This window comes from Nostoc sp. (assembly GCF_036917975.1).
Lineage (GTDB): Bacteria > Cyanobacteriota > Cyanobacteriia > Cyanobacteriales > Nostocaceae > Nostoc.
Genome location: NZ_JBALEJ010000043.1, coordinates 65,105 through 90,964 on the forward strand (window position 1 = coordinate 65,105; position 25,860 = coordinate 90,964).

The following is a 25,860-nucleotide window of genomic DNA, read 5'->3' on the forward strand; positions in this document are numbered from 1 at the left end:
TTATTTTACCAAGGCTGGACGATGATGAATCCAAGGGTTAGCGGCTTCTAATTGTGCTGCTAGGCTGATAATTGTGGCTTCAGCAGCAGGTTTACCAATTAGTTGCACGCTGATAGGTAAACCCTTGCTATCAAAGCCTACAGGAATTGCGATCGCAGGTTGTCCAGTTGCATTTGCAGGCGGACAAGGGGCAACCCACTCAATAATATTTTGGAATGTCTCTTCTGGACTCAGCGAAGCCCATTCCCCAACGCGGATGGGTGAATGTAGATAAACTGGCAATACCAGCACATCCACGGTATCGAAAAACGCCACAATCTGCCGTGCAACTACCTGCATTTGAGAAACTGCTTGGAGGTACTGGGCAACGGAACCTGTGCGTGCAAATAGCCAGCGATTCAATGGTTGCAAGGCTTCAACCGGAAGTCCTGCCGCCGCTACCCCAGCTTGCCAGACAATTTGAAATGGTTCAACTAAAGCACTGAAATCCGGGGATTTCTGTTCAACGTGGTGGCCGAGTTGTTCTAATAACTGGACGGTTTGGCGGACACCTTGCTGACAGTTAGCGTCAGCTTCTCCCAAGGGAGAAATGCTAGTGTCAAAGGCAATTCGCAAAGCACCCAATTTTGTCTGAGTGGCGGCGAGAAATGATGGTTCAGGATCGGGCAACCAGTAAGGATCGCCTGTGACATAGCCAGAGATGGCATCCAAAAGGGCAGCAGCATCAGCGACAGTCCGGGCGATGGGGCCGTTGACGGCAATTCCAGCCAGGCGTTCGCCTACGGGTGCTTTACTGACTCTGCCTCTGGATGGTTTGAGTCCCACCAAACCACAACAAGCCGCAGGCCCCCGAATTGAACCACCGCCATCAGAACCTTGAGCGATCGCACATAATCCCGCTGCTACCGCCGCCGCTGCGCCACCACTAGAACCGCCAGGGGTGTATTCTAAATTCCACGGATTCCTGGCTGGAGGAAAACCCGCAGGTTCACTGTATGGAAATGAACCTAATTCGGAAGTGGCTGTTTTACCAAGAATAGTAAATCCAGCTTGCTTAATCCTTGTCACAACCCCATCATCATAATTAGGGATATTATTCAGTAATGCCGGATTACCATAAGTACAAGTAACACCTGCTACAGCATTGAGGTCTTTGATGGAAATTGGCACGCCAAAAAATGGCGGTAATTCTGAGGTAGTTGTCAATAATTCTGTTTTGGCTTTGGCATCTGCGATCGCAAATTCTGCCGTCACCGTAAAATAACTTCCTAATTGAGGATTTAACTGCCCAATCCGTTCTAAATATATTTCTACCAACTCTAGTGGTGATACTTCTCGGCGACGAATTAATTGCGCCAACTCTAGTGCTGGGGTAAATGCTAAATCAACTTCATTCATAGGTTAGTGAATGGGTAATTTTGTCTTTGTCTGAGATTTTTAAACTGAAATTGTTACTTTAGCAGGATTTAGGGGAATTATACATTTTATAGCTACCTAAGATTTGCACTCAACTAGGATGCTCAGATGCAACAGGCGTGGTTATATTCTTACTCAAGCCATTTTAATTGTTTCGCATAAACTTTCGACAAATCCCTAAGGGGTATTTATGGCTAACCTAGAAATACTTGTTAGTGAATTGCCAACACTAATTCAGAGTCTAAAACTGACTATTGGCGATTCTAATGAAATCATGGAACAAATTATCATAATTAATAATGCTCAAGAAAAACTACGTAATATTAAAAAAATAGTCGCTCAGGAATTGCAGTTTGATCGCCTTAAAAATTCTGCGATCGCAACACTTCCTCGATCAATTACAGTAGCTACTTTGTTTATACCCCGTCTGGGATTAGTAGATCCAGTCATCATAGAAAAATTTGGTAATTCAGAAACTAAAATTTCATTGACTGATTTACTATCAAAAATTGATAGTTGGGTTGAATGGGGTTATTTTTTGCAAGCCATAGCGGCTGATATTCTCAGTGATGTTAAATTAGTAAGTCAACTAAATTATGATATTAATCATCCCAGCATACCTAGTGAATTTAAAACACTTACTGAAAGTTTAAAGATTAGCTTAGATTTGAGAAATTCTAATATTTTACAACATCAAATCCAACAGATTGGCAATTCTCAAAAACAACTATTAGAGTTAAAAGAAAAATTAAATTATATTTTTAATACTATTAAAAACAGTCGTAGCTTATTAAACATTTTATTAGGTGTATCAGCTTTTTATGGTAAATCTGGCTTCGCTTTAGAGTGGTTAGACGACGACCACGAATTAATTATATCGAGTGAAGGTAAATTCCAAGAATTGACGGATATTCTCAATGATTGTGATTTTTTTCAGGAAGAAATTTCTACTTTAATAATTCAGGGTGACACTTTAATAGAACAGGCGGAACAAGCCCTAAAAAATATTGAACAAAAAATTAATCAAGAACCAATTATTAGCCAGAAAGTAGAAATAGCTCCAAAATTTTCAACGCCAAAAATAGTACGTTCAGCTTTGCTTATAGCCTCAAGTTTATTAATCTTGGGTTTTTGTGGTTGGAAAATTCAACAGCAAAGTCCAAAATTGCAGCAGATGAGTCTAAGTTTAACTCAAGAAGGAAGTGCGATCGCCCCAGATGCGAGTGCAGCGATCGCTAACTTTAAATCTGCTCAAAAACTTGGTATGGAGGCTGCTTCTCTGGTTCAAAAGCCACCGCATCCTCTCAACGTCTGGCAACAAGCACAAAACAAATGGCATCAGGCAATCATCTTGTTAGATAGCATTCCTCACAAGACATCAGTTTATGACCAAGCAAAGAATAAATTGGCTTACTATCAGATTAACTATAAATCTATCAGTCAAAGAGTGTTGATTGAAAAGAAAGCTTTAGCAAACTTAGAGTCAGCCCAAAAACTAGCAATGGAAGCTAATTTATTTGTCACAAATTCACCTCATTCACAACTAAGTCGGCAGCAAGCACAAGATAAATGGCAGCAAGCAATAAATTTATTACAAGCGATTCCAGAAAGTACATTTGTCTCTATACAGGCTAAAGAAACGCTTCCTATTTATAAAACTAATTATGCGGCTATCAGTCAAATATAGAAGTCTTAAATTATTCGTTAAATATTAGATCCCCGACTTCTTAAAGAAGTCGGGGATCTGGACACCGTGAATTTTCACAAATCAGATAACAATTACACCTTAGAACGGTCAGTCAAAATCTCATAACCTGTCTCTGTCACCAAAACTGTATGCTCAAACTGAGCCGACAAAGAATTATCCATAGTTACTGCTGTCCAACGGTCAGATAATGTCCGCGTGTGTCTAGAACCCGCATTTAAAATTGGCTCAATTGCCAGCGTCATCCCTGCACGGAGTTTAACATTTGGCATCTCACGGGTACGATAGTTGAATACTGAAGGTTCTTCGTGCAGATTACGACCGACACCGTGTCCAGTGAACTCTTCCACTATAGTAAAACCGTTAGCTTTCACATGGTCTTCAATTGCTCCAGCTAAGTCAAGCAGGTATACACCAGCCTTAACTTGTTCAATGCCTTTATATAAAGCTTCTTCTGCTACGCGAATTAATTTTGCAGCTTCTTGTGTCACTTCACCAACAGCAATTGAAATGCAAGAATCACCATGAAAGCCTTGGTAATAAGCGCCCGTATCTACTTTTAATACATCACCGACACGAATCACTTTTTTGGGACTAGGAATACCGTGTACTGCTTCATTATTAATACTGGAGCAAATAGAACCGGGAAAACCGTGATATCCTTTAAAGCTTGGTGTTGCACCCATTTCGCGGATGCGTTTTTCGGCATAAGTATCTAAATCAGCCGTTGTCATTCCTGGCTTTACTAGCTTGGCAATTTCTTTTAGGACAGTTGCCACAATTAATGCTGATTGCCGCATGATTTCAATTTCACGTGGCGATTTAATTTCAATTCCTCGGCGCTGTTTTTTTGCAGTTGTAGGCTGAGTTGTTTGAGAAAGTAAGTTACTGAAAATGTTCATAGGGAATTAATAATTACTGGTGGCTTTACTGCTAAAGTATCAATGCTTTCTCTAGATTACTTGAGAAATAATATCTATAATTTAAGTTATTTTAGTCCCTGATAGGGATTCTTCCACTTTGGGAGCATCCCAAATGTGCAAGTTATATCAAATTCAGGTTATAAATTGTCATTGCGTTAAGATACAGCCCTTGCCCTGACTGGTTCCCAGCCTCCAGGCTGGGAACCCATTCTGGGAGGCTCCGCCTCCAGTAGCTTGACGAGAGGCAGAGCCTCTCGGAATACATTCCCAGCCTGGAGGCTGGGAACGAGGCTACACATGCTTTTGGGCTTTTCTTAGTGCCATTCGGGTCTAAATCCCCATTACAAAACTGTACTTCCGACTTCCGACTTCCGACTTCTTTAATTTCTACTTTCCCTGCTTCGACTTTTGGCGTCCAGATGTCATTAGCAAAATGTTTGGCGGTAAAATAGTTTTTCAGTTGACTAAGATTAGTTAACCGCAACTGATAGCATTTACCAATATAATTCATCAATATATTCCCAAATTCCTTATGACTTCCTCTCCTCCCTTTGTCCCTCAATCTGATCCTCCCCTTCCTCCTTGGGAAACCCTACCAACGATGTATGATTTACCAAGTGACAACCCAGAGGAACCAGGTTTGCCAGACGATTTTCACTTTTTACAGCCTTTACTCTTATACTTAACTTTTCAACCCACTATCTGGAATCCAGAATTAGTTTACAGCGCTGCTGACCTAAATCTCTACTATGATCTCCAGCATCCTTTATGGTATAAGCGCCCAGATTGGTTTGGTGTGGTAGGAGTATCAAAACTCTACAAAGGGGAGGACTTGCGTTTAAGTTATGTAACTTGGCAAGAACCAGCAAATCCCTTTGTGGTAGTGGAATTATTATCTCCAGGTACAGAAGCGGAAGATTTAGGTATGAAAAAAAACGCAGCCCATAAACCTCCCAGCAAATGGGAAGTTTATGAACGAATTCTGCGGATTCCCTACTATATTGTTTTTAGTCGCTACACTGATGAACTCCAAGCTTTTCAGCTAGCAGGCGGTCACTATGAACCGATGAATTTGACTCAGGGACGTTTACCAATGCCAGAGTTGGGTTTAAGTTTGGGATTATGGCAGGGGTCATTTCAAGATATTCCTAAGTTGTGGTTAAGGTGGTTTACCTTAGCAGGAGAATTAATTCCACTAGCCACCGAAGAAGCGGCTACGGCCAAACAAGAAGCGGCTCAAGCAAGACAAAAGGCAGAACAATTAACAGAACGTTTGCGTCAGTTAGGCGTGAATCCTGATGAGCTAGATTAATATTTGTCATTTGTCATTTGTCATTTGTCATTTGTCATTTGTCCCCAATTAGCGAATACTTTTTTCTACTAATACAGATGGGCCAGCAGTAACAACCACGATTTTATCTTGGTGGAGTAACTCACGAGCTGCTTGATTAACTTGGTCAAGAGTGACTTTATGAATTTTATCAGTGAAAGAGTGCAATTCTACTTTATCTAGTCCATACACCTCATTCATCAGAATTCTATCTGTTAATTCTTCTGGGTTAGCCAGAGAAACGTTGTAGTTGCTGATGAGAGTGCGTTTAGCTGTTTCGACTTCCAGGGCGGTAACGCCTTGTTGATGGATTTGCTGTAGGATTTCGCGGGTACTCGCGATCGCTTTACTGCTATCTTCAGGACTAGTTTGCATTTCTATCAAAAAAGTGCCCGCATTCTTCCCAGCTTGGAAGTAGCTATAAATTCCATAGCTCAAACCTTGGCGATCGCGCACTTCTGCCCCTAGTCTACTAGATAAGGTATCGCCTCCCAAAATCTGGTTTAATACTAAGGCGGCGTGAAACCGAAGATCGTAACGGTTAATCCCTGTGTAACCCATATATGTAACAGCTTGGGTTTTATCTGGTAAAACTGGGTTGACACTCACGATTTTCTCCGGCATTGATACCGTGGGATATTTTAATGTGGGTGCTTGGCCGCTAACTTCCCAGTCTCCAAACTCATTTTTAATCAGCGATCGCACAATGTCCAGATCAAAATCTCCCACCAGCGCTAGCACTGTCGTATCTGGACGATAATGTTTAGCTTTGAAATCAATCACATCCTGGCGCTGAATCTGCTGTAAACTCTCTTCTGTGGGAAAGGTATGTAAGGGATGTTTTTTCGGGTAAATTGACTGAACAAATATCCTTCTGGCTACTTCTGATGGTTCATCTAATTCAAGTTGCAAATCGGTTAAAGTTTGTTGGCGATGCAGTTCCAATTCTTTGACTGGAAAGGTACTGTTTTTCACAACATCTGCCAATACTTCCAGGAGTATCGGTAAATCCTCTGCTAAACTATCGCCCTCAATATGCACACCTTCCCGGTGGGTTTGAAAGTCTAAACTCGCCCCTCTTTCTGCCAAGACTTTGGCAATAGTTAAGACATTCTTGTTATTAGTGCCATTTAGCAAATTTTCTGCTACAAAAGCAGCCAATCCAGCTTTATTGTCTGGATCAAATTCCGTCCCGGCTTGAATGTGGCCGCTTAGGGTAACGGTGGGAGTACTACGATCGGGTAACAGTAATATCCGCAGTCCGTTAGTAAATTTAAATTCCTGTGGTAATACTTGAGCGATTGCATCTGTAGCCAAATCTACAGGCGGTAAGTATTTCATCACTTCCGAAGGAAGCACAGGTGCTAGAGGAGAGAAATTTTCTGTAGTTTGGGCTGAGTCTGGTTTGTCGCCAACTTCTGCGATAATATTTTGAGTTGGTTCAAAAAAGCCTACTGTACGTACTTCTTTTGTGAGGTATTTGTTAATTACAGTCACAACATCTGTCGGTTTCACCAACCGGACAGCTGCCAAATAGCGGTCTGTGTAGCGATAATCACCAGCAGTTGTCTCATCAGTACCCAATCGCATGGCTTGAGAGGTGATATCACGGTTACTCAAAATTACATCTGCGATTAATTGGGTTTTGGCTTGTTCAACTTCCTCAGATGTCACGCCTTTTTCTGCTACATTAGCGATCGCACTACTCAACATTGAGTCAATTTTTTTCAAATCTTGTTTAGATCCAGCCGTCACCAAAACCTCATACCAGCCAGATTCTCGCAAACTGGTAACGGATGCCGTAACTTCACTCGCTAAACCTGATTCCACTAATGCCTGATAAAGTCTAGAATTCCGCCCCTCTGTCAAAATGTAATCCATCACATCCAGCGCAGGTACATCTGGTTGATTTGCATCCGGTAGCGGATACACAACTTGTAACAGTCGCCCTACTCCCGGTTCTCGCAATACGATAGGAGTGCTGAGTAGTGAGTGCTGAGTGCTGAGTGATGGAGAAATAACTCCTGCCTCCTGCGTCCTGCCCCCTGCCCCCCCCTGCCTCCTGGGTATTTTGCCAAATGTCTCTTTAATTGTTTCTAGAGTGTTTGCAGTTTGAAAATCTCCCACAATTACTAAGACGGCATTATCGGGATTGTAAAAATTACGGTAATATTTCTCTACCTGCTCAACTTCAAATTTCTCGACATCAGCTTTAGTACCACCTACAGGCAACCCATAAGCATGATTGGGAAACACCGCTTGCATGACGGCGCGGTTGAGGCGATATTCTGGACTATTTTCATAACCTTGCAACTCGGAAATTACTACCCGCTTTTCACTCGCTAGTTGCTCTGGCTCAATCTGGGAATTTTGCATTCTGTCTGCTTCTAGCACTAAAAGCGCTTTTAGCTTGTTTCGTTCCACAGTACCGTAATATGCCGTTTGGTCATAGCTGGTAAAAGCATTGGAATCACTACCTAAAGCACTAAACAAACGTCCAAATTGAATCGGACGATTTCGAGTGCCTTTAAACATCATGTGTTCTAACTGGTGGGCAATGCCATTCACGCCCGGTTCTTCGTTACGTGAGCCAACCTTGTACCACACCTGCACCGTCACCACTGGCGCAGTATGTACTTCCTTTGTCAGGACAGTTAGACCATTTTCTAGCACTGTCTTGCGGACATTTTCTGTCAGTGTTGAGGGCATTATTCTTTAGTTTAATCTGGCAAAAAAATCTGTGATGTCAGCAACAATAGAGAAAAACAATATATTAGCAATAAAGGTAAGAAAAAAGCTAAATTATGGGAGTTTTGCTAAAACCCGAATGAATTCCAGAGGTAAGCCATCGGTATCAGCGATGAAAGCTACTTCGTAAATGCGATCGCCTATTTGCTGTTGTGTCGGTTCTAAAAGTATCTTCAACGGTTGTAATTCTTGGGTTTGACCCTCAGCAGCAAGTAATACACGTTCTTGTAAATTTGTCAACCAGCTAGGTAAATCTGGTGTAATCTCAGTTAAATCGAACGAGAGATGATAATACCCCACATAATGCTCGTCATTAAAGGCATCTGGGGCTGGTTTTGGTTCGGGAATTTGGATTAGTTCAATTCTGCCGCCTAATCCTTCCATCCAGCAAGCTAGGGTGTAGCCAGTGGTAAAGCGTTCCGAAATTGTAAACCCTAAATGTTCGTAGAAAGCGATCGCTCGATGAATATTCGCAGTCCGAATAGAAGCGTGGTGCATATTAATCCTTAGTCCTTAGTCCTTAGTCATTTGTCCTTTGTTATTCACTAATGACAAATGACTAATGACTAATGACTAATGACCATTACTCAAACAACCTGAAATAAGGGTAGCGCACAGGGACGCCAGGCTCTTTTTCCAAGTCAAAATTAATCACTTCCCAACAGGGATCTTCTGAGGTATCTTCTGAGGTGTCGGGGCTAAACTCCACGGGTAAGCCGTACAAACGGGCAGCAGTAGCTTCTGGTTGTCCAGAACGCCAAGGCGTGCTGCGTTCTAAATAGCCACTCATCAATTCCTGATAGCGTCGAGCAATAATCACTCGTGTTGCTCGAAAGCCTTGGGTATAGAGCTTATCTAATGCTTCGTGAATTTCAAAGCGAATACCATCGGGATGAGTATGCTGCCTATACCATTCATTATTCCACCTCCGCCAATGACGCCCCGATTGCAAATGGATTAACTCTCCATTTTTCGGATTAGCTTCAAAGGCGCCATGACGAGGACACAAATAAGTATCTGTTAGTGTCAGCGCCGGAATACTCTGGCGACAATGGGGACACTGTATTTCCGGCCCAAACATCGGGTACTGCAAACCTGGATTCATCATGAAGTGCATACAAACATAATTTTGTCTTCACCAGCACTAGTGGGTTGGATTATACAATTCGGCTCAACCACTTTGGGTTACTTGCTCACTGCTGCATAGAAACGGTGTTGCGGCAGGAACATTATTCACTAGTGTTTTCCTCAGCGTAGAGGTTTGACGCTGTGATATTCTGGTTATGCAACCAGCCTACAAAGGTTGGAGTTTCTCCAGTGTTCCTGAGTACCATATTCATATTCTATCGTGTCTACCGCTTCTTACTGGACATCTCCTGATTTTTCTCAAGCTGCCTTCATTGCAGATAATGCTGTTGTTATGGGTTCGGTAAATATAGCACCAGGAGTGAGCATTTGGTATGGAGCAGTGGTTAGGGGAGATGTAGAACGGATTGAAATTGGCGAATGCACAAATATTCAAGATGGTGCAATTCTACATGGCGATCCTGGTTTTCCAACAATCTTAGAAGATTATATTACCGTAGGACACCGGGCTGTGGTACATTCTGCTTACATTGAGCGTGGAAGTTTGATTGGCATTGGCGCAGTGATTTTAGATGGGGTAAGAGTAGGTGCTGGTAGTATTATTGGTGCTGGTGCAGTGGTCACAAAAAATGTACCGCCTTTGTCCCTAGTTGTCGGTATTCCTGGTAAAGTATTACGTCAAGTAACAGACGTTGAAGCCGCAGAATTGATTGAACACGCTAAACGTTACCAAAAGTTAGCCTTAGTTCATGCTGGTAAGGGCACTGATATTGGTTTTAGCAAGGCTTAGGGACTGGGGACTGGGGACTGGGGACTGGGGACTGGGGGAGAAGTTGGAGTAAGTTTTTTTCCTCTGCCCCATGCCCAATCCCCAATGCCCAATACCCCACAATTTAAACATTCTTTACATATCTAGTTGGAAAAATTGCCCACTTCAGCTAAAAATAAAAATGAGAGCAGTTGACAAAACTTTAATTTCTACTTAAGAGAGGGGTTCTAGATATGGATATCGATTTCCGTATAGCGATCGTTTTAGCACCAGTTGCCATTGCCGCTGGTTGGGCAGTGTTTAATATTGGCGCTGCCGCTTTAAGACAAATTCAAGGCTTTTTGGACAAGGAAGCCTAAATTCATTAATAGGGCATGGGGCATGGGGCATAGGGTTTAATATTCTCTGTCATCCCCTTGTCCGCCTCACTCCCCTAAGGCTACTTATCCCGTTTATATTCAATTTTGAATTTTGAATTTTGAATTTTGAATTGATTTCTCCCCAGTCCCTTCCTTGAATATCGATTCTGTAGTACAACCCCTGCAACGCTTTGGTGTCCATCTCGGACTCGATCGCATTGTCAATCTCTTAGCAAATCTTGGCAATCCTCATCATCAAGTCCCGGTAATTCACGTTGCTGGCACTAATGGCAAAGGTTCAGTCTGTGCCTATCTTTCTTCAGTTCTCACTGAGGCTGGTTATCGTACAGGACGCTATACTTCCCCCCATTTAGTTGATTGGACGGAACGTATTTGTCTGAATGAACAGCCAATTTCCTCTGAGGAATTGAGCCAATTATTAGAAAAAGTCCAAGGGTTGATTCGCCCTGATGAAGAATCAGCAACTCAGTTTGAAGTAATTACGGCGGCTGCTTGGTTATATTTTGCCCAGCAGCAAGTTGATGTGGCTGTGGTAGAAGTTGGACTAGGAGGGCGCTTAGATGCGACAAATGTCTGTTTGGAACCTTTAGTTACAATCATCACTTCCATTAGCCGGGAACACTGGCAGCAACTTGGCCCTACCATCGCTGACATTGCGAGAGAAAAAGCAGGTATTCTCAAACCTGGATGTCCTGTTGTGGTTGGGCCATTGCCACCAGAGGCAGACAAGGTGGTGCGATCGCGTGCTTTAGAATTAGAATGCCCGCTTTTTACGCCTCAACCCGCCCATGAAATCGCTACAGGATGGGCAGAGTATGAAACAATTCAAAATTCAAAGTTAATTAAATATCCTTTGCCATTAGCGGGACAAATTCAGTTAACTAATTCAGCTTTAGCTTTAGCTGCGTTAGAAATTCTCCAGCAACAAGGTTGGCAAATTTCTGAAGAAGCCATAATTAACGGCATGGCAAAAACTAAATGGCCAGGGCGAATGCAATGGACTACTTGGAAAAACCATAAATTATTAGTTGATGGCGCTCATAATACCGCCGCCGCCCAAGTTCTCCGTCAGTATATTGATAGCTTAGACACAGTTACTCATAAGCCAGTCAATTGGGTTATAGGAATGTTTGCCGATAAGGATCATACTGATATTTTTACCGCTTTACTGCGACCAGGCGATCGCCTTTTTTTAGTACCAATACCAGTAGAACCCTTCCCCGGTAGAACTTCCGCCGATTTAGACTACTTATCAAACCTAGCTTACAACCTCTGTCCCGAATTAAGCGATCGCCAAATCCATCCAGATTTATTCACAGCCCTAGAAGCCATTACCACAGACGATTTAATCGTTTTGTGTGGTTCCCTTTATTTAGTAGGCGATTTTTTACAAATGGGGAGTAGGGAGTAAGAATTTTAGATTTTAGATTTTGGATTTTAGATTGAAATTTTGGTTCTTCGGTTATTTTTATGGAAAACCTGGTTCAAAACCATTAAAAGCCTTACCCTGTAAGCATTTCATTTAAAACAGTACTATAATTTCTTATAACCCTTGCGGGGCAAGGGTTTTGTCACAATCAATCCTCAATCACCATAAAAGGGGCGCAAGAACCGAAATTTAATCCAAAATCCAAAATCCAAAATCCAAAATTTGAATTTCCTCAATCCCCATTACCTCTGATTCCACTCTTGCGCCGCATCTTCTACAGCTTTATCTACAGTCTTCTCGCCTAACATTGCTGCTTGCAAGTTCTCGTAAATTGCCTTTTGTAGTTTGTTAAAATCCTTCAAAGTAGGGGTTAATATTTCTGCATTTTGTAGTTCCTTAGCACTCAAAACTCGCGCTTTTTCGATGATTGAAGCATTAGCTGGAATATCTTTAAAGTAACTATCAGACAATGCTTTGATTGTAGAAGGTAGGACATTTGCAGCTTTCGCAAAAGCTAACTGATTTTCGTCATTGGTAACAAATAAAGCAAACTTCACAGCGCCGTCTGGTTGTTTAGTATCGCGGGGAATAACTATGTTCATTACCGCGACATTTTTCTTGCCTGTCTCACCAGTCAGTTGAGGTGCTACTCCGGTAGCTTGAGCAATCTTTGGGGCATTATTTGCGATCGTTTTGAGAAACTCTGGCCCAGAAGCTAGAAAGACAGTCTCACCAGATTGGTATAAATCGATCGCATGGCGATGTCCTTGGGTTAAAGCCTCTTTAGGAAGCAACCCTTTTTTATACAAATCTACCCAATACTGGAATGCGGCTTTCCCTTGTGCTGAATTAAACGCCGCTTTTCCATCAGCATCTATAAGGTTAACTCCCATTTGCACGAAAGATTCCAGCACTTCACCGGAATCTTGCGGTACGAAAGTCACAAAAAAGGCATATTTCCCTATCTTATCTTTAATTTGTTGGGCTGCTTGTGCTAATTCTCCGTATGTTGCAGGTACTTTATTGATACCTGCCTGTTTTAATAAATCAGTGTTATAAATGGTTAACCGTGTGGTGAGATACCAGGGAATCCCAAAACTCTTGCCATTCAGCACACTTGCTTTCCAGATATTCGGCAGATAGGAGGAACGTACATCATTGGGGACTTTCGCATCTAAATCTAACCAGGCATTTCGTCCAGCAAGTTGGGAAGCAAAACCCGGATTGAGGTTAACTACATCGGGTGGCGTTTTTGCGGAGACAGCTGTTAATATTTTGTTCTCCATTGCTGCCCAAGGTATATCAACCCAATTAATCTTTATACCTGGATTTTGCGATTCAAAATTTGCAATTAGGCTTTTGAAGTAGTCGGTAAATTGAGGTTGGAGTTGCATTGTCCAAAACTCAACGGTTGCCGTTCCTGAAGTAGCTTGTTTTGTACTTTTACTAACATTGCCTGTGCTGCAACTTACAATCCAAGTGGTTAATAAGCCAAGCAGTACCAAAGCAACAAGTTGTTTAAATTTTCGCAATTGAATCATTTTCCCAGTATTTTTACGCTTGCTCAGTGTGAAAAGCTTAGACAGAATTGTTGAGATTATAGGCTAAATAAATTACCTGTAGAGACGTAATATATAACGTCCCTATCACAATAAATTTAAATTTTCAATTTAGTAGTCCAGCGGGCACAACTGTGGTAAAAAGTTTCACTAGTCTGTTTGGCAAATCGAAAAAAGGGGTCGGTATTGAACTTGCTCCCGAACGGGTAAATGTAGTTCAGCTACGCAAGCAGGGTCAAGGCTTGAAACTAGAAACTTTTATATCGGTAGCAGTTCCAGAAGGCATCGTTATCGATGGTCAAATTACCGACCCTCCAGCAATGGCGCAGTTAATCCAGCAGGCGCTAGCTGAGAGCAAAATCAAAACTTCTCGCGTTGCTACTGGTGTCCCAGGACGAGATTCTATCGTTCGGATTATACCAGTGCCAGCAGAGTTAGATGATAAAGAACTGCGAGAAATGGTACTGAACCATGAAGCAGGTTTGTATTTACCCTATCCTCGTGAAGAGGCTGATGTAGATTATCAGAAACTTGGGTACTTTGTAGATGAAGATGGCATTGAAAAAGTACACGTCCTCCTAGTAGCCACCCGCAAGGAGGTAACGGATACCTATATAAGTACTTTCGAGCAGGCAGGATTACAAATTGATGTTTTAGAAATTAACAGTTTTGCTCTAATTCGGACTATTCGCGAACAACTGCGACAATTTGGGCCGCAAGAAGCAGCAGTACTCGTTGATATCGAGTTCGATAGTACAGAAATCGCCATCATCGTTAACGGAGTGCCGCAATTTTCGCGCACAGTCCCAATCGGGACTTATCAAATGCAAACTGCCTTAGCGAGGGCAATGAGCTTACCCACATCACGAGATATGGAACTGTTACATGGAATGGTAATTCCCCCAACTCCCATAGACGGCGGTAAAACTGGCGTTACTGAAATCGATCCTGGCATGGCTGCCATATTGAGAGTCTTGGGAGAATTAACGGATGAACTACGCCGTTCCATCGATTTTTACCTCAATCAAAGTGAAAATTTGGAGGTGGCGCAGATTTTATTAGCTGGGCCAGGTGGTGGACTCCAACAGCTAGATGAATTTTTTACTCAACGATTGAGTTTGCCAACTTCCCAAATAGATCCAATCGGGGCTTTGTCTTTGGAGGTTGACACTGAGAAATATCCACAGGTACAACGCTCTGGTTTAGCGATCGTACTCGGTCTAGGAATGCGGGAGGTGTAACAAAATGTACAGCCTAGATGTTAACTTTCTTAAAGACCGCCCAGCATACCATAAAAAGCCTGAGGGAAAGGGAGGAATAGCCTTCAAGTTTCCTACGGGGGATTTGACACTAGTGTATGTGGGAGTTGCAGTCGGTGTAGGTCTTCCAGCTTTATTGGGAGTTAGTTGGTGGTTATTGCAAGGGAAGATTGTGGAATTGGAGGGGACAGTCGCACAACTAGATCAGCAAAGCAAAAAGTTAGATACAGAAATCGGAAATCTTAACAAAATCAAAGCCGAAACGAAGTCAGTTAAAGACGAGACTCAAGCTTTAGTCACTGTCTTTGACCAGATTCGTCCTTGGTCGGCAATGCTGCAAGATTTGCGCGATCGCATCCCCGCAGCAGTGCAAATTAAGAGCATTAAGCAAATCCCACCCATTGCAGTAGCGGCAGGTCAGCCACCAAACAATCCCGCCGGGGGATTAGAAATTATCGGATTGGCTCGTTCTTTTAATGATGTCAATGATTTCTTATTGAGTTTACAACAGTCTCAGTTTTTGAAGCCCACAGAAACCAGAATTATCACCGCAGGATTAGTAAATGCCCCTTTACCTCCAAGTGTGGGTCAACCTACTAATGGTGTAATAATTAAGCCGCCACAAGTAGTTGAATACACTATTCAGTCCAGCATGAACGATGTTCCAGCTTCCGAATTAATTCGGGAGTTGGAGAAAAAAGGCACAGTGGGGTTAGTGACTCGAATTCGTAGTATCCAACAAACAGGAGTCATTCTAAAATGACGCTGAGTGATGATTTAAATTTTGGCGGACAAGGTGGGGAATTCGAGCAGGCAACGCCAGCATTCCCCGTGGTCTTTGGTATTACTTTTACACCAAAAATTATTGGGATTTTGGTGGGGGTAATGGGTTTAGGGGTAGCAGGTTATATATTGGTAAACCTGCTGATGCCAGCTTGGGAAAACTATCAGCAGCAGCAGGCCAAAACCTCAGAACTGCAAGGGCAAATTGAGCAAAAAAAAGCCAATATCAAACAGATTGATAAACTTAAAGACGAACTAGCGCAGGCAAAGCAGCAAAAAGTTCAGGTTTTAGGTTTATTTGCTAACGAAAAAAGTTTAGATACATTGTTGTTGGATTTGAACCGCTTAATTGAGTCTGGCAATACTCCAAACTCTATTAGTACGGTAAGAGCCAAACTGGAGAAATTCACGCCAGTTTCCCAAAAACCAGAACCCGTTGCCGATGGAAGTCTAGGACTACAGGTTGACAACAAGCTAAAACGCAGCATTATCAATGCCCAAATTACAGGAACTTATGAACAAACGCAATCGATAATTCGTAACATTGAGCGGTTACAGCCTTTGTTAATAGTTAAAGATTATCAATCAACTTTGGCTCCAGCCGAAGCAATATCTCCATCAGATAAAAATCCGGTGCGGGTAGGCCCAGCAGCGATTAATACATTATTCCAGCTACAGGTATTGATGCCACTTAGTCCAGAAGAAATAGCAGCAGCAGCAAAAGCAGCTCCGAAAAAGTAGGGGCAAATAGTCCGAGAGTAGGGGCGAATAGAATTCGCGGCTACACAGGCAAAGTCCGCCTCCGCGGACTAAGGAGAAATTGAGGGCTTGAAACCCACGGAGGTGGGTAAAGTCTCGTTTAGACGCGGTTTCTAACTGCCGATTTAACGTTAAGTCAACTCAGAGTTAGGGCAAATTTTATTGCCTACTCATAATTGTTTGTAAACAAGGTTTTATCAGGTGAGGAATGAACTGTGAAACAGCTTCACGGTAATAGTTTTATTTTAGGTACTGCCGCTTTTGTCTTTTTGGCAGCTCAACCAGCTTGGGCACAAATTAGTCAAGTGACTGGTGTCCAACTAAATCCAGTTGATGGTGGAATTAGCGTTGCTTTGAAAACTTCTTCAGGGTCACGCCCCCAAGTTTTCACTACAAAAAGAGGCAAGGCTTTAATCGCAGATGTTATCAATACTCAATTACGATTACCACAAGGTAATAGCTTTCGTCAAGATACCCCAGCACCAGGAATTGCGTCTGTTGAGGTTAGTCAGCTTGATGCCAATAGCATCCGGGTAACGGTAACTGGTAGCAACAACACACCTAACAGTCAACCAGTGGTGCGATCGCCAAATGGAATTACACTCAGCTTTAGCCCATCGGCAGGCAATATAGCATCAGCACCTACGCCAACAGCACCAACATCCACAGCACCGCCTATTACTACTCCAGCCCAACCTGGTCAAAACTCAGGTGTTCTCGTTCCCAACCCCCAAGTCACCATTGACGGACAACCTGCACAAGCTGCCGAGCCAGGTCAACCTCTGAGTCAGGCTCCACCTTTCTTACCCAGGGCCGTCGCCCCCCCAGTGGGAGATATTGCCATCTCTAATACTGATGCTTCTCCTAGCACTATTGACTTGGGAAGTCAGGAACGCGTTCCTCGTCTAGTGCTGCGAGATGCGCCGGTGCGTGAGGTTTTGTCATTGCTTGCCCGTGCAGCTAATCTGAACTTGGCTTATATCGCAGGCGATCAAGCTGCTGGAGGTCAAGGTGGTGCAGCAGCAGCACCAACCTCTCAAACAATCTCCCTAGATATAGAAAATGAGCCAGTGCAAGATGTGTTTAATTATGTCTTGCGTCTGAGTGGTTTAGAGGCTAATCGCAGTAATCGCACAATTTTTGTTGGGCCTAAACTACCCAATTCCACCCGTGACATGGTTATGCGTAGCCTGCGACTTAATCAGGTAACAGTGGGAGTTGCTATCAACTTTTTAGTTGCCTTGGGAGCAGAAAGTGCCATCAGCCGCGAACGACAAGTTACCAGCGTTAGCGCCGTAGCTGTGGGTACTGGAGTTGCGCCTATCACACAAACTCAGACGACCACGGAAAGCAGAGTTGAAACTCAACGCGTTAATTATACAGACTCTAGCCCATTACTTAGAGGTTTACAGGCATTAGGAGATGAGCGCACCAATTCTCTAACCTTAATCGGGCCTCCTAAGCTCATTGAGATTGCAATGGCTCAACTCACTCAGCTTGATATCCGCCGTCGTCAAGTGGTAGTCAACGTCAAGATTATCGATGTTAATCTCAATAACACCCAGGACTACAACACTAGCTTTTCTTTTGGGCTTGGCAACAACTACTTCACTAGTGACGGTGGTGCAGCGTCTTTTAATTTCGGTGGTTCCAGACCAGCTACTGCTGCTGAAACGTCAAGCAGTGTGACTAGTACACCTGTAATCACTAATCCACTGTCTACCGCAAATGTTTTTCTTAACCCGACTAACCCAACATCAGGTACTGCTGGAGCAAACTCTAATCCTCAAACAGCAGGTATTACAGCCATTAGCGGAACAACCACTACATTAGGCTTACCAAGTTTGTACCAGTTCCCCAAACGGTTACTCGCTAGTTTGCAGGCTCAGGTTACAAATGGCAACGCCAAAATTTTGACTGACCCTACTTTAATTGTGCAAGAAGGTCAAACGGCTAATGTCAAGCTGACGCAAGAAGTGCTAGGAAACGTTACGAGCTTAATAAGTAGTGCTAATAATCTCGCTACACAAACAATTACAGCTGAGAAAACAGAGGTGGGTTTAACTTTAGCAGTCAAAGTAGATCGGATTGATGACAATGGTTTTGTATCCCTATCCGTAGCTCCCATTGTTAAAGCACCCCAATCGTCAGCTAATCTAAATTTGGGAGGAGGTAATGTCCAACAAATATTTTTGGTGTCTGAGCGATCGCTAAATTCTGGCACAATTCGCCTACGAGATGGTCAAACACTCATTCTTTCAGGCATCATTCAAGACACAGACCGATCAACTATCACCAAGATTCCTATTTTGGGTGATCTTCCACTTATTGGTTCGCTGTTTAGAAGTACAAACAGAAATAATCAGCGCAATGAGGTGATTGTATTGCTCACACCTCAAATTATGGATGACACACAGAACTCCTCCTACGGCTATAACTACAACCCCAGTCCAGAGGTGCGGCAAATCCTTGAGCGTCAAGGTTTGAAGCTTCCTAGTAGGTAATAAAAGTAATGGGTAGGTGAGTCACCTCTGAATATGGTTCGGCTAAAGGGGAAAGGTTTTGAATACATCCTTTCCCCTTTTTCCATAAGAGTGCAAAAAGCACTTTTGCAAGAGGTCATACAAAGGCTAAGGAAGCGATCGCTGAGTTTGTCTAAGGGAACTCCAAGAAATAAATTATCCAATATTGTGGGGTGGGCATCTTGCCCGCCCTATGGACTGGGCGGGCAAGATGCCCACCCCACAAGAGTTAATTTGCCTCGTTCCCAGTCTCCGACTGGGAATGCTCGTCTTCGAGGCTCCGCCTCTCTTACTGGCGGCAGAGCCACCAGGAGCAGCATTTCCAGCCGGAGGCTGGAAACGAGGTTTTAAAAGGGTTTCAGCTTAAGTTGACACCAATGACAAGATGCCCACCCCACAAGAGTTAACCGAGTACCGTGGGTTTAAGTCCCCCGGTTCAATAACCGGTAAGTTTTGGGTCGGGGTCTAAATCCCCGGACGCGACGCTCGAGTACTCGCTAACGCTGCGCTATCGCAGACTCGCTACCGCAACGCTTTCACAAAACTTACTTGCGACTTGCGACTTGCGACTTGTTTTAATTGGATATTTTTTTATTTGTTCAGTCCCTAAATTCAACGTCCTAAATCATGCATTTCGTTAATTACTGTGGCACACTTTTGCGTCAACGCTTCTAATTCCTCTTTATTTGTGGAACTGGGAGCATCAATCAAGTTACCAATTCTCACAGTGATGGTAACTGCGCGAGGGATTTTCGAGCCTTTGTCTAAAATACCGTCAGTACCCCAAACACTCACCGGCAATATTGGGGCTTTTGCTTTCGCCGCCAGCAGCAGCGCACCTCTTTTCGGGTCTGTAATCCGACCATCTGGGGTACGAGTACCTTGCAAGAAAACACCGACAGCCCAACCGTTATCGAGATATTCTAGAGCAGAACGGATGGCATTGCGATCGGCATTTCCCCGACTCACTGGGTAAGCGCCATACAATTTAATCGCTTGCGCCAAAATGGGAATATTAAATAACTCTTCTTTAGCCATGTACGCCACTGGACGACGTACACAATTAGAGACAATCGGCGGGTCAAAGTAACTAGCGTGATTACTCACTACCACTAGCGGCCCTGATTGGGGGACATTTTCCGTACCATAAATCTGGCCCCGAAAGTAAGCGTGAAACATCGGGCTGACGACTGACCATTTAAAGGCGTGATAAAGTGCCAGACTGATAAACGGTTCGCGGTTTCTGTCCACAGAAGATAATGCAAATCAAACTCAACTTAGCATAAGCGATCGCCAGCCCCAGAGCAAACGCAAAATTGAAGGAATGGGAAGTCGTAAGGGCACAGCATTGCTCATTGGTGTCAACTTTTGCCAAAAATAGCTTAACTGTTGGCTTCGTCGCCTGCCAGGGAATAAATTCTCTGGCTAATAGTTTAAGTCTACTGAAGTAGACTGGAGATTTTTGGCGATATTTTAGTCATCTGAAGATGACTTTCGCTATTATACGGGAATTTCAATTCCCGGCGGACAAGCGGTTTCGCGTTAAGTTGACACCAATGAACCCTTCTGCTCCCCTACCTCCTTATCTCCCCACTGCCTAAAACTGTGATTTGAAGCTCTTTAATTTATTATTTACTGTTTCTTATTTATCTCTTAACCTGTCTATTCTAATCTTCAATTGTAATTAGAACCGAATGGCACTAAGAAAAGCCCAAAAGCTTGTGTAGCCTCGTTCCCAGCCTCCAGGCTGGGAACGTATTCCGAGAGGCTCCGCCTCTGGTCAAGAAAGAGGAGGCAGAGCCTCCCAGAATGGGTTCCTAGCCTCCAGGCTAGGAACCAGTCATGGCAAGGGCTGTATCTTAACTTAGTGCCATTCTAATTAGAACCCATTTTTATTTCGAGATATGCAGATGCAATCAGAGAATCTGTTCAGGAAAAGGTTGTATTTATAACCATAAATTTTTGTATAGCTCACTGAATTGCAATAACCCCAGGTTGCTTTCCCAGTTTTAACAAACTCCGTGGGTTTAAGTCCCCCGGTTCAATAACCGGCAAGTCTTGGGTCGGGGTCTAAATCCCCGTCACAAAACTTACTTGCGACTTGCGACTTGCGACTTGTTTTAATAGTTTTTGCAACACAAATTATTTTTGTCAGGCTGCATTCTTGTCTTTTACTAGGAGTGCTAAATGGAATACTTATTTCTCGCTTTGGCGCTGGGTCTTGCACTCGCCTTCGAGTTTGTCAACGGTTTTCATGATACTGCAAATGCAGTTGCTACGGTCATTTACACTCAAACCCTGAAGCCAAATATCGCCGTTGTTTGGTCAGGCTGTTGGAACCTAATTGGTGTGCTGACATCAACTGGAGCCGTTGCTTTTGGCATTATTGCCCTGCTTCCCGTTGAGTTGGTACTTAATGTTGGCTCAAGTGCAGGGTTTGCAATGGTCTTTGCACTTTTGATTTCGGCGATCATGTGGAACTTGGGAACTTGGTACTTAGGCTTACCTGCATCCAGTTCACATACCCTGATTGGCTCGATCATGGGTGTTGGTTTAGCAAATTCAGTATTATCTTCAGGTCATGTCTTTGGCGAGGGCGTGAATTGGTCAAAGGCGCAGGAAGTTTTCACATCTCTATTGGTTTCGCCAATTGTGGGATTCACCTGTGCTGCACTGCTGTTACTCCTGGCGAAGAGACTTATCAACCGACCAGAGTTGTACCGTGCGCCAGAGGGGAATAAACCACCGCCACCTTGGATACGTGCTTTGTTAATCTTGACGTGTACTGGTGTGAGCTTCGCCCACGGTTCAAATGATGGTCAAAAAGGTATGGGTTTGATCATGCTGATCTTGGTGGGTATCATACCAGGTATGTTTGCACTGAATATGGATACTGATACAGCTGCGATCGCTCAGTTGTCCGCAACATCCAACTCTGTGATTCAAGTGCTGCAACAACAAGCACCTGGGACATTCTCAAACGGCCAAAATATCACAGATGAGCTTTCCAACTTCCTCAAACCAACCGCCGAAGCCAACGACAAAACATTCGCCGCTCTTGCTGCCGAGAGTCGTGTAATTGGAGATAAGCTTACTGGTAAGACTAGTTTCAAGCAGCTTTCCAAAGATGAACTTGGCTCATTAAGAACCGATATGTATCTAGTAGCTGGAACAATTGGAAAGTTGGACAAGCAGAAAAAATTAACCAATCCCAAACAAGAAGAGCTGCTTACCAGCTATAAGAGCCAGTTGGATAAAGTAACCAAATTTATTCCCAATTGGGTAAAATTTGCCGTTGCTATTGCCCTGGGTCTTGGCACAATGATTGGTTGGAAGCGCATCGTGGTGACAGTGGGTGAAAAGATTGGTAAAGACCACCTTACCTACGCTCAAGGAGCTTCCGCCGAGTTAGTCGCTATGACAACTATTGGTGCTGCGGATTACTTCGGTCTACCAGTCAGCACCACTCACGTCCTGTCATCTGGTGTAGCGGGTACAATGGCGGCAAATCATTCTGGTTTGCAAGCGGACACCTTGAGAAATATTCTGCTAGCCTGGGTACTGACACTGCCAGTTTGTGTACTGCTTGGTTCTGCTACATACGCAGGGGGCTTGTATATAGTCTTGAATATTCTGGGTTTGAAGTAGGATAATGGGGCATTGAAAAGTAAAAAGTAAAAAGGCAAAAGTAAAAAGAATCTTTTGCCTTTTACCTTTTGAGTTCCTGCTGCCCACTCCCTAAGCTATCGTCACATCTGGCGACAAATAAACATCTTGAATGGCGTGAAATAGCTTCACACCTTCCTCAAAGGGACGTTGGAAGGTTTTTCGCCCAGAAATTAATCCTGAACCACCAGCGCGTTTGTTAATTACAGCAGTCCGAACGGCTTCCGCGAAGTCATTTTTCCCAGTCGCACCACCAGAATTAATCAACCCTACACGCCCAGAGTAGCAATTCAGTACTTGGTAACGAGTTAAATCAATTGGATGATCGGTTGTCAATTCTGTGTAAACCCGCTCATCGGTTTTGCCGTAACTCTTACCAGTAGCTTTGGCAACTGCACCGTAACCATTGTTATTTTCGGGTAACTTTTGTTTAATGATGTCGGCTTCAATTGTTACACCCAAATGATTTGCCTGTCCGGTGAGGTCAGCCGCAAGGTCGTAATCTTTATCTTGTTTAAAAGCATTATTACGCAGATAACACCAGAGAATAGTCACCAAACCGAGTTCATGGGCGCGTTTAAAAGCTTGGCTAATTTCGTGAATCTGTCTGGTAGACTGCTCTGAACCAAAGTAAATTGTCGCACCTACGGCCGCCGCCCCTAAATTCCAAGCTTGTTCGACATCAGCAAACAACACCTGGTCAAATTGATTGGGGAAAGTCAGCAATTCGTTGTGATTGATTTTGGTAATAAAGGGGATCTTGTGGGCATATTTGCGCGAAACTATACCTAATGTCCCCAACGTAGTAGCGACGGCATTGCAACCTGCGGCGATCGCAAGCTTGACAATATTTTCTGGGTCGAAGTAAATTGGATTGGGCGCAAAAGACGCACCAGCTGAGTGTTCAATCCCTTGGTCTACTGGTAGAATCGAGAGATAGCCTGTGTTTGCCAGACGGCCAGTAGAATAAAGTAACTGGAGATTACGCAATACTTGAGGATTGCGATCGCTGTTAAGCCAGATTCGATCTACAAAGTCTGGCCCCGGCAAATGTATTAAATCACGAGAAACTTTTGCTTTGTGGGTAAGCAGGTCTTCTGCCTCTTTACCTAGCAATGACTCAATAGAATTAGCCTCTTTGAGCGTTGTAGTCATGGTATTATCCTCAAAAATTGAGCAAATGACCTTGCTTTTAAGATAGCATTTTTAATACTGCTAACCTGGTTGTATGGTCATTAATTATGTGTATTCTTTTTGAATATATAGCAATCTTCTTTTATAAATGAAAATCAAAAGGCTGAGATTTCCCACTTGTTTCAATAAGTCGAGAATCTTGTTGTGGATAATTAAGTAAGGCTATACTACCGGAAGTATTCAATAAACTTTCGGAATTGAGGTTTTAAAGTTCAGTTACCAATATCAAACAGTACAATTCTACTATCTTCGGCTTATAGCTGACAATTGAAAACCCATCTTTCCCCGATTGTGGTAATAATTTTGAACAAAATAAATGTAATTATATGAGTAACTTTCAAATCGAGATCGACTTCAGCAATATAGATTTAGCTTCTCTTGAGACAGAAGAAGATTTTCAAAGAGAGGCAAAAATATTACTCCCAAAGGCACTGGTCAAACTAGGTGAAAGTGTGGGTGAAAAGACTTGGGAAGAATTACAGCAAAAGCTACAAGCAACTGGAGGTAAACTCAAATCTTCTCCAAGCGAGAAACGTAGGTTTATTCAAGAAACCGGAAGAACTTATCAGCGAAATGCTAGTAACAGAGAAAAACAAGAACTAGAAGATTATATAGTAGAGCAATTACGTCAGCGCAAGTAGTAAATATCTACAGTTAATTTACTTTGGTGCGATCGCAATCACAAACTGTTTGTTAATATGTCATTGCAAGACTTCCCAATCCTCTATAGGTACAGCAGTTTCAAAGGGATCATCATAGTGAATAAGCGTTACACCAAGGGCTAACGCACCCTACAAAAACTTATAGGACTCCTATTTGATTTTTGAACAAGACTCAGTACGGATCTATCCATTCTTTCCTGTTCTCTATTCCCTGTCCCCTGTCTAAGCAACTAAATTCAGGAATCAAACCGGATTCCTATAGATTTATTAATATTAGAGTGTTGCACTGTACCCTAAACGGTTACAATACTTGTGCAAATTAAATAAAAGATTTATGAAATTTACAAAAGAAAAGACAAATATTGCTAAAGGTGTAGCAATTTGTTTGATGTTTGTTCATCATTTATTCTTTTTTAAAAATCGTCTGATCAATGGCAATACTTACTTTCCAATTTTTCCATTATTCAATGCAGAAGTGGCTCTAGGGGATTTTGGTAGTATATGTGTTTATATATTTCTATTTTTATCTGGATATGGGATGTTTCTGGGTTATGTTAAAGCACAGACATCATCTATAATTTACGCATTGAAGAAGCTCAAGGATTTCTATCTGACTTATTGGCTATATTTTATAATTTTTGTACCAATCGGAATAATTTTCTTTAAAAATGTCACGCTTTGGAATTCAGATGAAATCCGTTATTTAGCAGAGCCACATATATTATTAAAAGGTTTTCTTGGTTTGAGTTCAAGATATAATCAAGAATGGTGGTTTGTTCGTTTGTTTATAGCAATACTTATCCTCTCTCCTATTTATATCAAGCTCACAGAAAAAAATCCTATCTTGATTGCATCTATCAGCTTGTTAGTTTTTTCTTATCATTCATGGCTAGATAATTATATTAATATAATTATTAATATAAACTTTTGTTTTTGGCAAATATCATTTGCATTGGGAATGTTGTGTGCAAAAATAAATTTTTTTGAGAGTAAAATCATTGAAAAACTCGATCGATCTAGAACGTGGGTTATTGTTTTAATTCTCTCACTGTGTTTTTTGATATATCCTATATTAAAAGCAAATTATGAATTTTTACTCGTACCTTTTTTTATATACGCTTCTGTTGGGGTAATAAGCATACTTAAGCTGTCTCAAGTATTTTCATATTTAGGTCAATATTCTTTTCCTCTTTGGCTAGTCCATTCTTTCTTTTGTTATTACTACTTTCAGAATATTATTTATGCTCTGAAGTGGTCGCCACTGGTATTTCTAGTTTTAACTAGCCTGTCACTCCTCTCAGTTTTAGGAATCAATATTTTTCGGTTGCGCTTTTTATCGGCGGTGGCAGCGTTTTCCAGGGGATAGTTTTGATTCAGAAGCCAGAAGTAACCCACGCTTTTAAATCTGGGATTGATCTTCAACACCTTGTGTCTCTTGCTACGCATCTCGACACAAATTTTGTCTGAAACTTTCACAAGTGAAGGAATAGAAATTAAATAATTCGTAATTCGTAATTCGTAATTCGTAATTAAGTTTTGTGACGGGGATTTAGACCCCGACCCAAAACTTGCCGGTTATTGAACCGGGGGATTTAAACCCACGGTACTCGGTTAAAAAAGAGTTAGGAATAAATAACTCCTAACTCCTAACTCCTAACTCCTAACTCCTA

At 42.5% G+C, this 25,860-nt stretch carries 21 protein-coding genes and 1 pseudogene; 13 read left to right on the top strand and 9 right to left on the bottom strand.

All coding sequences use genetic code 11. From position 1 onward, the window contains the following. Nucleotides 1-1,398 carry an amidase gene (locus tag V7K76_RS19100; RefSeq protein ID WP_334777744.1) on the bottom strand — a complete coding sequence of 466 codons (1,398 nt, stop codon included), beginning with the start codon at nucleotides 1,396-1,398 and terminating at the stop codon, nucleotides 1-3. 208 nt (nucleotides 1,399-1,606) lie between these two features. Here V7K76_RS19100 and V7K76_RS19105 point away from each other — a divergent pair, with 208 nt between their 5' ends. After that, complete coding sequence (locus tag V7K76_RS19105; protein ID WP_334777743.1) at nucleotides 1,607-3,103, top strand: hypothetical protein; 1,497 nt, start codon at nucleotides 1,607-1,609, stop codon at nucleotides 3,101-3,103. A 92-nt stretch (nucleotides 3,104-3,195) separates the two neighbouring features. Here V7K76_RS19105 and map read toward each other — a convergent pair whose 3' ends face one another. Both map and V7K76_RS19115 read right to left on the bottom strand, forming a co-directional pair. Then, nucleotides 3,196-4,023, bottom strand: a complete 828-nt coding sequence (gene map / locus V7K76_RS19110; RefSeq protein WP_334777742.1) for a type I methionyl aminopeptidase — start codon at nucleotides 4,021-4,023, stop codon at nucleotides 3,196-3,198. 400 nt (nucleotides 4,024-4,423) lie between these two features. Beyond that, nucleotides 4,424-4,543 (bottom strand): annotated as a pseudogene (locus tag V7K76_RS19115) (copper-binding protein); the annotation flags it as partial. 33 nt (nucleotides 4,544-4,576) lie between these two features. Between V7K76_RS19115 and V7K76_RS19120 the strand changes: the two are divergent. Beyond that, nucleotides 4,577-5,356, top strand: coding sequence for a Uma2 family endonuclease (locus V7K76_RS19120; protein WP_334777741.1), 780 nt, complete (start codon nucleotides 4,577-4,579; stop codon nucleotides 5,354-5,356). A gap of 48 nt (nucleotides 5,357-5,404) precedes the next feature. On the opposite strand, the gene V7K76_RS19125 is transcribed toward V7K76_RS19120, so the two are convergent. From V7K76_RS19125 to V7K76_RS19135, 3 genes are all read right to left on the bottom strand, one after another. Beyond that, a complete protein-coding gene (locus V7K76_RS19125; RefSeq protein WP_334777740.1) occupies nucleotides 5,405-8,083 on the bottom strand; it encodes a M16 family metallopeptidase in 2,679 nt (892 codons plus the stop codon). 93 nt (nucleotides 8,084-8,176) lie between these two features. Further along, nucleotides 8,177-8,620 (bottom strand): VOC family protein, encoded by a 444-nt coding sequence (locus tag V7K76_RS19130; RefSeq protein ID WP_334777739.1) that lies wholly within the window; start codon nucleotides 8,618-8,620, stop codon nucleotides 8,177-8,179. 85 nt (nucleotides 8,621-8,705) lie between these two features. Next, nucleotides 8,706-9,227 (bottom strand): TIGR02652 family protein, encoded by a 522-nt coding sequence (locus V7K76_RS19135; RefSeq protein ID WP_442936231.1) that lies wholly within the window; start codon nucleotides 9,225-9,227, stop codon nucleotides 8,706-8,708. A gap of 243 nt (nucleotides 9,228-9,470) precedes the next feature. On the opposite strand from V7K76_RS19135, the gene V7K76_RS19140 reads away from it, so the two are divergent. The 3 genes from V7K76_RS19140 to V7K76_RS19150 all read left to right on the top strand — a co-directional run bounded on the left by V7K76_RS19140 (nucleotide 9,471) and on the right by V7K76_RS19150 (nucleotide 11,768). Then, nucleotides 9,471-9,998, top strand: a complete 528-nt coding sequence (locus V7K76_RS19140) for a gamma carbonic anhydrase family protein (RefSeq protein WP_334777737.1) — start codon at nucleotides 9,471-9,473, stop codon at nucleotides 9,996-9,998. Nucleotides 9,999-10,210: 212 nt separating this feature from the next. Then, nucleotides 10,211-10,336: a photosystem II protein Y gene (locus tag V7K76_RS19145; protein ID WP_179067906.1), complete on the top strand. Its 126-nt coding sequence runs from the start codon at nucleotides 10,211-10,213 to the stop codon at nucleotides 10,334-10,336. Between the two features lie 154 nt (nucleotides 10,337-10,490). Beyond that, the gene (locus tag V7K76_RS19150) at nucleotides 10,491-11,768 is read left to right on the top strand and encodes a bifunctional folylpolyglutamate synthase/dihydrofolate synthase (RefSeq protein ID WP_334777736.1); all 1,278 of its coding nucleotides are present in this window, start codon (nucleotides 10,491-10,493) and stop codon (nucleotides 11,766-11,768) included. Nucleotides 11,769-12,028: 260 nt separating this feature from the next. Here the strand turns inward: V7K76_RS19150 and V7K76_RS19155 are convergent, their stop codons facing one another. After that, nucleotides 12,029-13,327, bottom strand: coding sequence for an ABC transporter substrate-binding protein (locus V7K76_RS19155; protein ID WP_334777735.1), 1,299 nt, complete (start codon nucleotides 13,325-13,327; stop codon nucleotides 12,029-12,031). Between the two features lie 152 nt (nucleotides 13,328-13,479). On the opposite strand from V7K76_RS19155, the gene pilM reads away from it, so the two are divergent. From pilM to V7K76_RS19180, 5 genes are all read left to right on the top strand, one after another. Next, nucleotides 13,480-14,586 (top strand): type IV pilus biogenesis protein PilM, encoded by a 1,107-nt coding sequence (gene pilM, locus V7K76_RS19160; RefSeq protein WP_334777734.1) that lies wholly within the window; start codon nucleotides 13,480-13,482, stop codon nucleotides 14,584-14,586. Nucleotides 14,587-14,590: 4 nt separating this feature from the next. Beyond that, the gene (locus V7K76_RS19165) at nucleotides 14,591-15,367 is read left to right on the top strand and encodes a PilN domain-containing protein (RefSeq protein WP_334777733.1); all 777 of its coding nucleotides are present in this window, start codon (nucleotides 14,591-14,593) and stop codon (nucleotides 15,365-15,367) included. After that, on the top strand, nucleotides 15,364-16,128 hold the full coding sequence (locus V7K76_RS19170; RefSeq protein WP_334952505.1) for a pilus assembly protein PilO: 765 nt from the start codon (nucleotides 15,364-15,366) through the stop codon (nucleotides 16,126-16,128). Before V7K76_RS19165 ends, V7K76_RS19170 begins: the two co-directional genes overlap by 4 nt. A 233-nt stretch (nucleotides 16,129-16,361) precedes the next feature. Next, complete coding sequence (locus V7K76_RS19175; protein WP_334952503.1) at nucleotides 16,362-18,650, top strand: AMIN domain-containing protein; 2,289 nt, start codon at nucleotides 16,362-16,364, stop codon at nucleotides 18,648-18,650. 229 nt (nucleotides 18,651-18,879) lie between these two features. Beyond that, the gene (locus V7K76_RS19180) at nucleotides 18,880-19,035 is read left to right on the top strand and encodes a hypothetical protein (RefSeq protein ID WP_334777730.1); all 156 of its coding nucleotides are present in this window, start codon (nucleotides 18,880-18,882) and stop codon (nucleotides 19,033-19,035) included. A 245-nt stretch (nucleotides 19,036-19,280) separates the two neighbouring features. On the opposite strand, the gene V7K76_RS19185 is transcribed toward V7K76_RS19180, so the two are convergent. Next, on the bottom strand, nucleotides 19,281-19,919 hold the full coding sequence (locus tag V7K76_RS19185) for a lysophospholipid acyltransferase family protein (protein WP_334777729.1): 639 nt from the start codon (nucleotides 19,917-19,919) through the stop codon (nucleotides 19,281-19,283). A 936-nt stretch (nucleotides 19,920-20,855) separates the two neighbouring features. Between V7K76_RS19185 and V7K76_RS19190 the strand changes: the two genes are divergently transcribed. Then, on the top strand, nucleotides 20,856-22,316 hold the full coding sequence (locus tag V7K76_RS19190; protein WP_334777728.1) for an inorganic phosphate transporter: 1,461 nt from the start codon (nucleotides 20,856-20,858) through the stop codon (nucleotides 22,314-22,316). Nucleotides 22,317-22,406: 90 nt separating this feature from the next. Here the strand turns inward: V7K76_RS19190 and V7K76_RS19195 are convergent, their stop codons facing one another. Beyond that, the gene (locus tag V7K76_RS19195) at nucleotides 22,407-23,489 is read right to left on the bottom strand and encodes a class I fructose-bisphosphate aldolase (protein WP_334777727.1); all 1,083 of its coding nucleotides are present in this window, start codon (nucleotides 23,487-23,489) and stop codon (nucleotides 22,407-22,409) included. A gap of 365 nt (nucleotides 23,490-23,854) precedes the next feature. On the opposite strand from V7K76_RS19195, the gene V7K76_RS19200 reads away from it, so the two are divergent. Continuing rightward, entirely contained in the window at nucleotides 23,855-24,169 is a 315-nt protein-coding gene (locus tag V7K76_RS19200) for a hypothetical protein (RefSeq protein ID WP_334777726.1), read from the top strand. Between the two features lie 355 nt (nucleotides 24,170-24,524). Next, the gene (locus V7K76_RS19205; protein ID WP_334777725.1) at nucleotides 24,525-25,556 is read left to right on the top strand and encodes an acyltransferase family protein; all 1,032 of its coding nucleotides are present in this window, start codon (nucleotides 24,525-24,527) and stop codon (nucleotides 25,554-25,556) included. Nucleotides 25,557-25,860 lie beyond the last annotated feature (304 nt).

Bases quoted from the DNA above. Each gene is read 5' to 3' on its own strand.
- V7K76_RS19125 (WP_334777740.1), bottom strand. From the start codon at position 8,083: ATGCCCTCAACACTGACAGAAAATGTCCGCAAGACAGTGCTAGAAAAT.
- V7K76_RS19190 (WP_334777728.1), top strand. From the start codon at position 20,856: ATGGAATACTTATTTCTCGCTTTGGCGCTGGGTCTTGCACTCGCCTTC.
- V7K76_RS19100 (WP_334777744.1), bottom strand. From the start codon at position 1,398: ATGAATGAAGTTGATTTAGCATTTACCCCAGCACTAGAGTTGGCGCAA.
- V7K76_RS19135 (WP_442936231.1), bottom strand. From the start codon at position 9,227: ATGAATCCAGGTTTGCAGTACCCGATGTTTGGGCCGGAAATACAGTGT.
- V7K76_RS19145 (WP_179067906.1), top strand. From the start codon at position 10,211: ATGGATATCGATTTCCGTATAGCGATCGTTTTAGCACCAGTTGCCATT.
- V7K76_RS19130 (WP_334777739.1), bottom strand. From the start codon at position 8,620: ATGCACCACGCTTCTATTCGGACTGCGAATATTCATCGAGCGATCGCT.
- V7K76_RS19200 (WP_334777726.1), top strand. From the start codon at position 23,855: ATGAGTAACTTTCAAATCGAGATCGACTTCAGCAATATAGATTTAGCT.
- V7K76_RS19205 (WP_334777725.1), top strand. From the start codon at position 24,525: ATGAAATTTACAAAAGAAAAGACAAATATTGCTAAAGGTGTAGCAATT.
- V7K76_RS19165 (WP_334777733.1), top strand. From the start codon at position 14,591: ATGTACAGCCTAGATGTTAACTTTCTTAAAGACCGCCCAGCATACCAT.
- V7K76_RS19105 (WP_334777743.1), top strand. From the start codon at position 1,607: ATGGCTAACCTAGAAATACTTGTTAGTGAATTGCCAACACTAATTCAG.
- V7K76_RS19180 (WP_334777730.1), top strand. From the start codon at position 18,880: ATGCCCACCCCACAAGAGTTAATTTGCCTCGTTCCCAGTCTCCGACTG.
- V7K76_RS19120 (WP_334777741.1), top strand. From the start codon at position 4,577: ATGACTTCCTCTCCTCCCTTTGTCCCTCAATCTGATCCTCCCCTTCCT.
- V7K76_RS19195 (WP_334777727.1), bottom strand. From the start codon at position 23,489: ATGACTACAACGCTCAAAGAGGCTAATTCTATTGAGTCATTGCTAGGT.
- V7K76_RS19155 (WP_334777735.1), bottom strand. From the start codon at position 13,327: ATGATTCAATTGCGAAAATTTAAACAACTTGTTGCTTTGGTACTGCTT.
- map (WP_334777742.1), bottom strand. From the start codon at position 4,023: ATGAACATTTTCAGTAACTTACTTTCTCAAACAACTCAGCCTACAACT.
- V7K76_RS19170 (WP_334952505.1), top strand. From the start codon at position 15,364: ATGACGCTGAGTGATGATTTAAATTTTGGCGGACAAGGTGGGGAATTC.